Source organism: Lawsonibacter hominis (assembly GCF_014287895.1).
Classification (GTDB): Bacteria; Bacillota; Clostridia; order Oscillospirales; family Oscillospiraceae; genus Lawsonibacter_A; species Lawsonibacter_A hominis.
The window spans coordinates 67,916-79,762 of record NZ_JACOPP010000014.1 but is presented as its reverse complement, the minus strand read 5'-3'; the positions used below and the strand labels follow the sequence as shown (position 1 = coordinate 79,762).

Below are 11,847 nucleotides of genomic sequence, written 5' to 3'. Positions count from 1 at the left end.
TTGTCCTCTTTCATACCCTCGGCAGCACCTAAGACCTCACGGTATCCGTCCTCGTTTACTGCAATCGCCACCAGAATGGCCACATTTTCAAACTCTCCGCCCCAGTTTCGGCGCAGATAGATCCCGTCCACATAGACGTACGGATAGCGCCCACCTTGCAGAGGCCGGTTGCGCCAATCCTCAATAGGGACATACGCTTTCTTGTTCAGTTCGCTGATGGTGGAGGGAGATACCTTGCTGCCCCAAAGGGCCTCGGTAATATCCTCCACACGGCGCACGGAAACACCGGCAAGGTACATCTCGATGAGCGCTTCCTCCACGCTGCTCTCTCGCCGGCGATACCGCTCAATGATGGCTGTTTCGAAAGAGACACCCTTAAGGCGAGGTACATGGAGCGTGACGTCTCCGGAGGTGGTGGTATGGTTCCGGTCATAGTGGCCGCTGCGGTAGCCCTGGCGGGCCTCATTGCGCTCGTACCGGGCCGCCTGGGTCAGCTTCTCCGCCTCCGCCTCCAGCAGCTCGTTCAGGGTTTCTTCCACGCTGCCGCGCACTAATTCCTTGATCTGACCCTTGATTACTTCCTCGTTCAGTTGTACAATTTTCTCGGACATGGTTTACAGACTCCTTTCAGAATGGTGTGTCGCAACTTCATTCTACCAGAGTTCTGCAAACCATGTCTCTTTTTATCCTCTTTTATATTTGCGCAACTTATTTTACCTTATCGACAGCCATTTTGTCTTCCCGATATGGAGCCTTCAAAAGTTTTTGCACGGGCAGGGGGCTTTTTAAAGTTCCCCTTTGTTACGCCGCATCTTCCCCTCGTCCATGCCCGGGCAGGCTCACTTTCGCTTTCGTCTCCTCCTGCGCCCAAAGGCGGCGGCGCGGCAACCTGGAGACGCGGACTTTGTATATCGCCATACGCGTGTCAGCGCTTGAAACAGGGACGCCGCCAAGGTCGTGAACCCTTGGCGGCGTCCCCATTTCACAGGATTCCGGCCGAAGCGAGAGTCTTGTACCAAAATGCCCTGCGCTGTCATTGCCTCCTATTGCATCTGACCGGTCAAAGCCAGGGCTCCCATTCCGGATCAGATATCGTCCTCAATCAGACCGTAGCCGCCGTCGTTGCGGCGGTAGACTACCGAGAAGGCACCGTCGGCCTCAGCGTTCTTGAACGCAAAGAAGGTATGATCGACCAGGTTCATCTGGAGCACCGCTTCTTCCGCAGACATGAGCTTGATGGGGAAACGCTTGGTGCGTACGATCTGGAACTCATCCTCTTCCGCTTCCGGCGCGAAGGAGGAGACCTCATCCACATCCACACAGCGCTCAAACGCGTTCTCCCGCAGGCGTTTTTCCAGGCGCGCCTTGTTTTTGCGCAGCTGGCGCTCCACGGAAGCCACGGCGGCGTCGACGGTAGCGAACATATCGGAGGTGCTCTCGGCCACGCGGATAATGGTGCCGCCGGAACGGACGGTCAATTCCACATTGTTCCGGTCCTTTTCCACACTGAAGACCACGGCGGCCTCTGCATCCGCCTTAAAATAACGGTCTAATTTGCCCACCTTTTTCTCGGCATAGGCATGCACCTTATTCGGCAGGTTGACCTTTTTGTCTGTGAACACGAACTTCATAGCTTTCAGCTCCTTCCGCCCTCCTGGGGAGGGCTGTCGTCGTTCCGCAGGCCGGAGGCCCGGCCTCCGTACTTTGATTATACCACAGAGCTTGTAAAAAGTCACAGACTATTTCGAAAAAGGCATTGCATTTTTGGGCTTTAGCACCTGTGCCCGCCGCAGTCGTGCCCGTGTGCGCCGCAGTTGTGCCCTTCGCCGTGATTGTGGTGGTGCGCACAGACGGTATTGGGATCGTACTGCAGGCTGCCTGCGAGCAGAGCGGCCACCTGGGCGTCCGCGTCTCCGGACACGCCGGGATAGAGCTGAATCCCCGCCTGGGCCAAGGCATTGCGGGCGCCGCCGCCGATACCGCCGCAGATCAGCACCTCCGCGCCGCACTCCCGCAAGAAGCCCGCCAAGGCCCCGTGTCCGCTGCCGTTGGTATCCACCACCCGGCTGGAGACAAGCTCGCCGTTCTCCACCTCGTAAAGCTTGAATTGCTGCGTATGGCCAAAGTGCTGAAAGACCTGTCCGTTTTCGTAAGTAACCGCAATCTTCATCATCATTTCCCTCCATTTTTGTGTTGACTGCATCCGCCGCACCCGCAGCGGCGCCCGCATCCCCGCCGGACGCAGTCCCGTCCGGCACAGCCTGCCGCGTGGGGGCACAGGGCGTAGTCGCCGCCGGCAATCACCAGCCTCCGCCCCTCCACCAGCGCCTGGGCCAGCTTGGTGCGTGCCGCGTCATACACCGCCTGCGCTGTGGAACGTGCCACTTCCATCTGTGCGGCGCATTCCGCCTGGGTGCATCCCAGCAGGTCGATCAGGCGGATGGCCTCGTATTCCTCCAGGGCCAGCTCCACCACGCCTGCCGTCTCCCCCTCCAGCGGGCCGAAGCTGCTGCTGCGGGGCAGGGCGCAGATGCGTCTGCATTTTTTGGGCCTCGGCATATGCTTCCCTCCGTTTCCGGCGTATGCTATTTATTATACTCAGTTTCCGGCATATGTCAATAACAAAAATCCTTATGCTTCTTTTGCCCGTTCCTGCGTTAAGGCCAGCCTTACGCGCCTTTGAGACGGGCGAACAAAACCGCTAAGCCAAAAAGGCGTTTTAAAACTGTTTGGTTTCCATTTTCGCCATTCATCTGCCGCTTTTTTGTATCTTTTTGGCTCGTACGATTCTTCGGATTTCGTTTAGTCTGCCTATTGCGCCGGGGGCGGTTGTGTATTATACTCTCACACGGTCATAAAGGAGGTATGAATTATGGTCCTTACATTGAAGATCGATTCCATGTCCGAGCTTGCGGAGTTGCAGCGGCTGGCCGCTCAGGCGGATAAGCCCGTCTATATTGCCAACGCGGATGAGAAGATCCGTGTGGACGCCCGATCCTTTCTGGGTCTGTTCGCGCTGGATTATTCCAAGCCCGTAAAGGTTATCACGGATTCTCTCTACGCTGTGCGCATGCTGGAGATCCGTCAGCGCCGTCTGGACGCCGCAACGGTCGCCGCGCGCTGAGCGCCCAAAGAAAACCGGGCGCGCATCCAACGGCGGTGCTTCGTAAAACGGCAAACCTCCTGTCCAATCATCGGACAGGAGGTTTTCTTTATACAAAAAATCAGGGGCAGTCCCAACGACTACCCCTGAAAGCGTTTTACGAACACTCAGCGAAATGGATGCGCGCCCTGCTGCGGCTGAACAAGCGGCAAGGCCGCGTTCGGGAAGGCTGCGGACGCGAACGGCGCGAGTCTGTTTCGGCGGCAAGGCCTAATCCCGAACCCGGAGGCCGTCGATAAACACCGCGCGGATCTGGCTGCGCCAATCAAAGGGATGGGCGTTGGTAACGACGATATCCGCGTCCTTGCCCGGGCTGAGGGTGCCCACGCGCCGGCCGACCCCCGCGATCTCAGCGGCGTTGCGGGTAATGGCGGCCAGGGCCTCCTCCTCGTCCATGCCATAGCGCACCGCCATGGCGGCGCACAGGGGCAGGTGCTGGATGGGCGTCTCCGGATGGTCGGTGCAGATGGCCACCTTGACCCCAGCCCGGCTCAGGCGGGCGGGATTCTCCAGCGTCTGACCCGCCAGCTCCGGCTTGCTGCGATCGGTCAGGCAGGGGCCGGTGATGACCGGAACGCCTTCCCGGGCCAACAGATCGGCCACCAGATGGCCCTCGGTCCCGTGGACGATAACATAGCTCAGCCCAAATTCCCGGCTCAGCCGTACCGCCGTGGCGATATCGTCGGCCCGGTGCGCGTGGAAGTGGGCGGGCAGGTCCCCGCCCGCCACGGCGGACAGCGCCTCCAGCTTGGCGTCAAAGTCGGGCATGTCCTCATCCTGATCTTCCTGGGCCTTATCCTGCTTATCCCGGTATTCCAGCGCCCTGGAGAGCTGTTCCCGGATCAGGGCGGCGGTGGCCATGCGGGTGATGGGCGTCTCCTTGCGTTCGTTATAAACGGCCTTCGGATTTTCCCCCAGGGCAAATTTCATGCACGCCGGCGCCTTGAGTACCATCTCATCCACCCAGCGGCCGGTGGTCTTGAGGACGGCGGACTGCCCGGCAATGGGGTTTGCGCTGCCGGGACCGGTAAGCACGCAGGTGACGCCGCCCAGCCGCGCCTCCTGAAAGCAGCGGTCCTGCGGGTTGATGGCATCCAGGGCACGCAGCTGAGGCGTACAGGGGTCGGTGGCCTCATTTCCGTCGTCGGCCTCGAAGCCCAGGGCGTTTCCAAACAGTCCCAGGTGACAGTGGGCATCCACAAAGCCGGGAAGGATGTGTCCGCCCTGTGCGTCCAGCACCTCGCCGAAGGCCCCGGCGGGCAGGGCTTCCATGGACCCCACCGCCGTGATCTTTCCCTCCTCAAACGCGACAAATCCGCAGGGAATCACCGGGCCATCCATCGGATGGACCACCCCGTTCTGAATCAGCATCAGGCATCCGCGTCCTTTCGACAAAAGTTCTCATTGACATAATTGGTAAAATAAGGTATTCTATGCTTGCAGCTCAGCCAATATGCAGGTTCCATTTTTTCGCGTTCATTCCATTCTCCCGCGCATGATCTGATTTGGGCGTCCCCGTTCGGGGGCGCTCTTTTTTTCGTCAGTCCTCCAGGGTGTACTGGTCCACCAGCGTCACGTCGGCGGTATGCCAGCCGTTTTCCCGGCAGTAGCGCAGCGAGAGCACTTCTCCTACCTGCATCCCGTTTTTCAGTGCCTGCAATTCGTCCATCGTCCGAATGGAGACGCCGTTGGCCTCCACGATCACGTCCCCGGCGCGCAGTCCCTGCCGCCAGGCGTCGGAACCCGCCTGAACGCTTTTGATGCATACGCCCTGCGGCAGGCCCTTGGCCTCGGCCATGGCCTGCGTAAGGGTGTACGCGGTGATGCCGATGGTGGGCCGCCCGGTCACCACGCCTGTTTCGATCAGAGTATCCACCACCGCTTTGACGGTGGCCGTAGGGATGGCGAAGCCCAATCCCTCCACCGTATCATAGTAGGACTGCATTTTCAGATTGGTGATGCCGATCACCTGGCCGTATTCATTGATGAGGGCGCCTCCGGAGTTGCCTGAGTTCAAGGCGGCGGTGGTCTGGATCAGCGACATGGTCCGCCCGTCCACATTCACGTCCCGATTGAGCGCGGAGATGATGCCGTCCGTCATGGTGCCCCGCAGGTCCTCGCCCAGCGGATTGCCGATGGCCAGCGCCACATCCCCCACCCGGAGCAGGCCGGAATCTCCAAAGTCGGCGGGGGAGAGCCCCGTGCATTCGACCTTCAGCACGGCCAGATCGGTCTGCTCATCCCGTCCGACCAGCAGCGCCGGATAAACGCGCTCGTCCCAAAGGACCACATCCACCGCGCTGCATCCCTCGATGACGTGGGAATTGGTGATGATGTATCCGTTCTCCGACATGATCACGCCGGTGCCCAGGCTCATGCTGCTCCCCTTGGTCCCCCGCACGCTGACGATGCAGGAGAGGTTGGCCTGATAGATCTCCTGAAAGCGCAAAGGTTCCCCCTCCGGCAGTGGGAACAGCTCCAGCGTGGTCCCGTCGCCCAAAGGGGCCCGCTCCACGGTGGTGGGCTGCTCCGAGGCAGCGGGAGCAAAGGGCTGCCGTATATCCCCATCCTGCCCGGCGGGCAGCTCCAGCTCCGCCGCCGGCAGCAGGCGGAGCAGCACGGCCACGCCCACCAGCAGGGCAATGGCAATCAGAAAGCACACCACAGCCGTTCGGCCGCCCCGCCGGCGGGGCGGCCACGCCGCAGTCTGATCGTAATAATTGCGCATAAAGCCTCCTCAGGCCAGCGTCAGCGTAAAGACAAACTCGGTCACACCATTTTCACTGCTCACCGTAATGTTTTCTTTGTGGCTGTTCAGGATGGTCTTGACGATATACAACCCCAGGCCCACGCCCTCCCGGTCCACGCTGCGGGATTTGTCGCTTTTGTGGAAGCGGTCGAAGATGAGCGGCAGCTCCTCCGGCGGGATGGTCTGACCGGTATTTCGTACCGATACATAGGCCTTTCCGCCCTTGGTCGTGATGCTCAGGCCCAGGGTGGAGCCCTCGGCGGAAAATTTGATGGCGTTGTCCAGCAGATTATAACACACCTGGGTGATGGAATCCGGGTCGCCCCAGACCAGAACGGCCCCCTCGGGGATCTGGGTATCCACATCCAGATGGCGGGCGTTGATCTTGGTCTCCAGGCTCACCAGCACCCGCAGCAGCACCTCGGACACATCGAACTGTTCCTGGGCGGTGATGTTCTCCGCCGACTGCAGCCGCGACAGGTCCAGCATCCGCCGCACCAGGCGGGAGAGCCGCCGCGTCTCGGAGGAAATGGTCTGCAGGGCCGCCTTTTCATGGTCGGGCGTGATGGTGCCGTCCAGAATGCCGTCGGAGAATCCGGCGATGGTGGTCATGGGCGTCTTGAGCTCGTGGGAGATATTGGCCACGAATTCGCTGCGCCGGGCCTCGCTCTTGGCGATGGAGTCGGCCATGGCGTTGAAGGCCTCGGCCAGCTCGCCCACCTCGTCCCGCCGGTTTTCATAGCCGTTCACCCGGGCGCCGAATTCCCCATGCCCGAATTTCCGCGCCATATCAGCGATCTCCTTCAGCGGCTTGGTCTGCCGCAGGGAGGTCACCGAGCTGGTGATGAAGGCGATGCACAGCACCACCACGGCGGTAAAAAAGAAGATGGAGGCGAACGCCCGCCACATCTCCGTAATGCTGGAGGTATCCGCGGCCATGTAGACCACGGCGATGGTCTTCAGCCCGGTCTGACCGGTGGTCAGATCCAGAGCGTTGACCTGTACGGGAGTCCCCGCCACATAGCGCTTTTCCGGGAACAGTCCGCCCAGGGTGGTGATTCCGGTGAAGCGCCCGTCCTTTTGTACCTGCGCCACCACGCTTTGGGGCAGGGTATAGCCGGTAGAGCCGGTCTGAAGGGTATTCCCGTCGGCGGAGAGGATCACCTGTCCGTCTGCGGCGGTCACCAGGACATAGGCGTCTGAGATGCGGGCGATGGAGGAGACGTAGACCTGATAGCCGTCGTCCCGCACATTAAAGCCGCTGGAGTACATGGCGGAGGTAAACGCCGCGATATAGTCGGCGTTGCGCTCCATGGAATCCCGCTTTTCCTGGACGGTATAGCGGTAGGACAGGGTGATGAAGGCGGCCCCCAGCAGGGCGAAGGAGACCAGGATCATCCCCGCCATCATCACGAACTGCCGCTTGTACAGGCTTTTCATCCAGCCCCGACCTCGAACTTATAGCCCACGCCCCACACGGTCTTCAGGCACCATTGCTCCGAGACGCCCTCCAGCTTCTCCCGCAGGCGCTTGATGTGCACGTCGACCGTGCGGGAATCCCCGAAGTAATCGAAGCCCCATACCTCGTCCAGCAGCTGGTTGCGGGTAAACACCCGGTTGGGCGAGGCGGCCAGGTGGTACAGAAGCTCCAGCTCCTTGGGGGGCGTGTCCACCCGCTTGCCGTCCACCAGCAGCTCGTAAGAATCCAGGTTGATGACCAGCTTGTCGAAGGTAAGCTTCTTCTCCCCGCTGTCCTCCTCGCCGCCGAAGCGGCGGAGCACCGCATGGATCCGGGCCAGGACCTCCTTCATCTCAAAGGGCTTGACGATATAATCGTCGGCGCCCCCCTCCAGGCCGGCCACCTTGTCCTGGGTCTCTCCCTTGGCCGTGAGCATGATGACGGGGGTCTTATCGCTCTCGCGGATCTTTTTCAGCACGGACCAGCCGTCCATGATCGGCAGCATGATGTCCAGCAGCACCAGGTCCGGATGGAAGGAGCGGAACAGCTCCACGCCCTTTCCGCCGTCCCCGGCTACCGCCGTGTCAAATCCTTCTTTCTCCAGATATAGGTGGAGCAGTTCGGCAATGTTGGTTTCGTCTTCCACGATGAGGACCTTTTTAGCCATAGCGCACCGTCCTTTTTTGTTGCGGTCTACTGGTTTGGATACGACAAACGCACAGCGGTCCGTGCGCATCGTTCATGCCCGCCGGCCGGCATCCCGGCCGTTTGCTGCCATTATACCTGCCGCGGGCGGCGGTTGGGTGAATTTTTTGTTAAGAGAATGCCGCAGCATCGGGCAAAGGGGTTTTGCCTGCCCTGTCCGCCTCCCGCAGGGCTAATGCCCGCTTACGTAAGAGCGGTCGAGCTGAAGCACCACAAAATAATGGTCGTCCAGCGTCTTTACCGCCTTTTCGATCCGTGCGGCCACCTCTCCGTCGCTGAGCGGGCACTTATGGGGGACCACCACGTCGAAGATCAGGTTGGTATGGAGGGGGCCGCGGGTCATGCGGAAATCGTGGATCGTCATGGCCGGATCGATGACCTGTACCAGCGCGGCCACCTGAGCGCGCACCCGGTTGACCTGCTCGTCGTTGGTGGCGATGGGATCCATATGCACCGAGGTCTCGATCCCGAACCGGTCCTTCAGCTCCCGTTCGATGTGGTCGATCACATCATGGGCCTCCATGATATCGGAATCGATGGGCACCTCCGCATGGAAGGACATCATGCTCCGGCCGGGGCCGTAGTCGTGGATGATCAGATCGTGCATTCCCGTCACCTGCGGATGGGAGAGCACTGTGGTCTGGATATTCCGCACCAGTTCCGGGTCCGGATTCTGGCCCAGCAGGGGATTGATGGTATCCTTGGCGGCCCCCCAGCCCGCCCGCAGGATGAATACCGCCACCAGGGCGCCCACCCAGCCGTCGATCGCCAGGCCGGTCATCCGTCCCACCAGGGTTCCGGCCAACACGGCGGAAGTGGCCGCCACGTCGGAAAGCGAGTCGGCCGCGGTGGCGGCCATGGCGGCCGAGCCGATGCGGCGGCCCAGCCGGCGGTTGAACAGGCACATCCATAGCTTCACCAGGATGGAAATGGCCAGAATGATCACAGAGACCACGGAGAACGAGACCGGCTCCGGGTGGAGGATCTTCTCAATAGAGCTCTTGCCCAGCTCCAGGCCCACCAGCAGGATGACCAGCGAAACCAGCAGCCCCGTCAGGTATTCCAGCCGCCCATGGCCGAAGGGGTGGCCGTCGTCTGCCTTTTGGCCCGCCAGCTTGAAGCCCACCAGCGTCACCACGGACGAACCGGCATCGGATAAATTGTTGAACGCGTCGGCCGTGATGGAAATCGAAGCCGAGAGCACCCCGGCACAGAGCTTGCCCGCCGAAAGCAGCAGATTGAGCAGGATGCCCACAACGCCGGACAGGACGCCGTAGCGCTCCCGCACCGCCGGGTCGTGGACCTGCTCGCTGTCCCGGATGAAAGTTTTGATCAAAAAGTCGGTCATGCCAGCACTCCCAAGCCCAAATTCGCACCAGGATTTACCCTTTATTATCCCACGTCCTCCGGCCAGCGTCAAGCCCCGCCCCAAGCCATTTCAGGCACGGGCAGAGAAAAGCATGCGCGGGACCAAACGTCCCGCGCATGCCTGAGACCATCGAAACCACTGCGGAGCGTTCGCCCCCTCTTCCGTCCGGGCGCGCCGCGGCGGGAGAGAGGGGAACGCCGTTTCGCGCCACCGGTGCAAAACGCGGCGGGACTTCTCCAGCAAACGCTGGTATGCGCGCCTATTCCACGTCCTCCGGCAAAAAGGCCTGGTAGGGCAGCACACCGGACAGTTCCACCAATACCGGGGAAAAACCGCCGGTGGGGTCGCAGCCCATTTGGGGCGTTTTGAGCATCTGATTCCGCTCCGGCGGGCATACCGGCAGGGAGACCACCGAGCGCAGGCCGCGCCCCTCCCGCTGTTCCAAAACCAGCGCGCCGCCGTGGAGGGATGCGACACGCCGGGCGATGCTCAGCCCGAGCCCCAGGCCGTCCGGCCTGCGGAGCAGGCTTTCTGCGCCGCGCTCTTCCGCGCACGGCGGCAGCCCGGGACCGTTGTCCCACACGGTGAGCACCGCCGCCGACCGGGCATCGGCCAGCCGCAGTCCGGCCTGCCCGCCGCTCCCCGCCGCCCCCAGGGCATTTGCGATCAGGTTGAGCAGCATCCGCCGCAGCAGGGCGGCGTCCCCCACCGTCAGCAGACAGGCGCGCTCCTCCTCGTAGGAGAACTGCACCCCGGCCAGCGCGGCCAGCGGGGTCACCTGCCGCTCCAGCTCCCGGCACAGGCCCGCCAGATCCAGCGGCGCCCGGCGCAGGGCCGGTTCCCCTTCCGGCAGCTGGGCATACTCCGCATTGTTCAGGGTACGGGTCATACGGTATACGCTTTGGTTCAGAATGGCAAGATACTGCCGGTGGCGTTCCTCGCCGGACTCCTGCACAACCGGAGTTAAAAGCTGCGCCGCCGCAGTTAAATTGTTCAGCTGTTCCCGGAGCTGCTCCACCAGAAGCGGCCCCCATTCCTCCAATAACGGCTCCAACGCCGAGCCCTCCTCTCGTATGGACGGTCGAGCACTGATAGCATGTGCAAAAGCGGATCAAAACTGCGATACGAGGTCAGTATACCAAATATTGGTCTGCCGCACAAGAAAAAGATCGAAAAATGTCGAAACTGCAACGTTTACCGATAACCGGCTCGCAAATTCATTCAAATTTCCCATTAACTTTTCGGTTTTTCCTCTTTTCAAGCGCAGAGGATTAGTCTATAATGAAGGCGCGCTGAAAAAAACAGACTTAAGAAATCATTTAGAACGAAGGAGAGATTCATTATGAGCATCAAAGTTGGCATTAATGGCTTTGGCCGGATCGGTCGTCTGGTGTTCCGCGCCGGCATCAGCCGCCCTGACATTGAGTTTGTCGGCATCAACGACCCCTTCATGACGCCGGACTATATGGCCTACATGCTCCGTTACGATACCATGCACGGTCAGTTCCAGGGCGAGATCAGCTATACCGACCACTCCATCATCGTCAACGGCAAAGAGGTTTCCTTCTTCGCTGAGATGGACCCCAAGAACATTCCCTGGGGCAAGGTGGGCGCCGAGTATGTGGTGGAGTCCACCGGTCAGTTCCTGACCAAGGAGAAGGCCCAGGCTCACATTGACGCCGGCGCCAAGAAGGTCGTCATGTCCGCCCCCTCCAAGGACGACACCCCCATGTTCGTGATGGGCGTGAACAACACTGCCTATGATCCCGGCATGAATTTTGTCTCCAACGCCTCCTGCACCACCAACTGCCTGGCCCCCATCGCCAAGGTCCTCAACGACAACTGGGGCATTACCGAGGGCCTGATGACCACCGTCCACTCCACCACCGCCACCCAGAAGACCGTGGACGGCCCTTCCAAGAAAGACTGGCGCGGCGGCCGCGCGGCTTCCGGCAACATCATCCCCTCCTCCACCGGCGCCGCCAAGGCCGTGGGCAAGGTCATCCCCTCCCTCAACGGGAAGCTGACCGGCATGTCCATGCGCGTGCCCACTCTCGACGTGTCTGTGGTGGACCTGACCGTCAACCTGGCCAAGCCCGCGAAGTACGATGAAATCTGCGCTGCCATGAAGGCCGCCTCCGAGGGCGAGCTGAAGGGCATCCTGGGCTATACCGAGGACGCCGTGGTCTCCTCCGACTTCCTGGGCGATCCCCGCACCTCCATTTTCGATGCCGGCGCCGGCATCGCCCTGACCGACACCTTCGTGAAGGTCGTGTCCTGGTATGACAACGAAATGGGCTACTCCAACAAGGTACTGGACCTGATCCAGTATATGTACGGTGTGGACCACAAGTAATCCATTGTAAAGCAGGGAGAAAGCGGAAGCCGCATGCGGCTTCCGC

The 11,847-nt window shown here is 61.0% G+C and carries 12 protein-coding genes; 2 read left to right on the top strand and 10 right to left on the bottom strand.

The features are described 5' to 3' along the window. The 4 genes from H8S57_RS10990 to H8S57_RS10975 form a co-directional block, all read right to left on the bottom strand. Positions 1-611, bottom strand: a 611-nt coding sequence (locus H8S57_RS10990) for an IS256 family transposase (protein ID WP_186908133.1), incomplete at its 3' end; no start/stop codon positions are given. 474 nt (positions 612-1,085) lie between these two features. Further along, positions 1,086-1,631: a ribosome hibernation-promoting factor, HPF/YfiA family gene (gene hpf, locus H8S57_RS10985; RefSeq protein ID WP_186908132.1), complete on the bottom strand. Its 546-nt coding sequence runs from the start codon at positions 1,629-1,631 to the stop codon at positions 1,086-1,088. Between the two features lie 140 nt (positions 1,632-1,771). After that, complete coding sequence (locus H8S57_RS10980; protein ID WP_186908131.1) at positions 1,772-2,170, bottom strand: NifB/NifX family molybdenum-iron cluster-binding protein; 399 nt, start codon at positions 2,168-2,170, stop codon at positions 1,772-1,774. A 2-nt stretch (positions 2,171-2,172) separates the two neighbouring features. Beyond that, a complete protein-coding gene (locus tag H8S57_RS10975; protein WP_186908130.1) occupies positions 2,173-2,559 on the bottom strand; it encodes a DUF134 domain-containing protein in 387 nt (128 codons plus the stop codon). Positions 2,560-2,872: 313 nt separating this feature from the next. Here H8S57_RS10975 and H8S57_RS10970 point away from each other — a divergent pair, with 313 nt between their 5' ends. Beyond that, positions 2,873-3,124, top strand: coding sequence for a hypothetical protein (locus H8S57_RS10970; RefSeq protein ID WP_186908129.1), 252 nt, complete (start codon positions 2,873-2,875; stop codon positions 3,122-3,124). 249 nt (positions 3,125-3,373) lie between these two features. Here H8S57_RS10970 and H8S57_RS10965 read toward each other — a convergent pair whose 3' ends face one another. From H8S57_RS10965 to H8S57_RS10940, 6 genes are all read right to left on the bottom strand, one after another. Then, the gene (locus tag H8S57_RS10965) at positions 3,374-4,534 is read right to left on the bottom strand and encodes an amidohydrolase (protein ID WP_186908128.1); all 1,161 of its coding nucleotides are present in this window, start codon (positions 4,532-4,534) and stop codon (positions 3,374-3,376) included. Positions 4,535-4,703: 169 nt separating this feature from the next. Beyond that, the gene (locus H8S57_RS10960; RefSeq protein WP_186908127.1) at positions 4,704-5,891 is read right to left on the bottom strand and encodes a S1C family serine protease; all 1,188 of its coding nucleotides are present in this window, start codon (positions 5,889-5,891) and stop codon (positions 4,704-4,706) included. 9 nt (positions 5,892-5,900) lie between these two features. Further along, positions 5,901-7,352 carry a sensor histidine kinase gene (locus H8S57_RS10955; RefSeq protein ID WP_186908126.1) on the bottom strand — a complete coding sequence of 484 codons (1,452 nt, stop codon included), beginning with the start codon at positions 7,350-7,352 and terminating at the stop codon, positions 5,901-5,903. After that, positions 7,349-8,038, bottom strand: a complete 690-nt coding sequence (locus H8S57_RS10950; protein ID WP_186908125.1) for a response regulator transcription factor — start codon at positions 8,036-8,038, stop codon at positions 7,349-7,351. The genes H8S57_RS10955 and H8S57_RS10950 overlap by 4 nt, the downstream gene beginning before the upstream one ends. A 210-nt stretch (positions 8,039-8,248) precedes the next feature. Beyond that, positions 8,249-9,424 (bottom strand): cation diffusion facilitator family transporter, encoded by a 1,176-nt coding sequence (locus H8S57_RS10945; protein ID WP_186908124.1) that lies wholly within the window; start codon positions 9,422-9,424, stop codon positions 8,249-8,251. Between the two features lie 280 nt (positions 9,425-9,704). Further along, the gene (locus H8S57_RS10940; RefSeq protein ID WP_186908123.1) at positions 9,705-10,499 is read right to left on the bottom strand and encodes a sensor histidine kinase; all 795 of its coding nucleotides are present in this window, start codon (positions 10,497-10,499) and stop codon (positions 9,705-9,707) included. 288 nt (positions 10,500-10,787) lie between these two features. Between H8S57_RS10940 and gap the strand changes: the two genes are divergently transcribed. After that, complete coding sequence (gene gap / locus H8S57_RS10935) at positions 10,788-11,801, top strand: type I glyceraldehyde-3-phosphate dehydrogenase (protein WP_186908122.1); 1,014 nt, start codon at positions 10,788-10,790, stop codon at positions 11,799-11,801. Positions 11,802-11,847 lie beyond the last annotated feature (46 nt).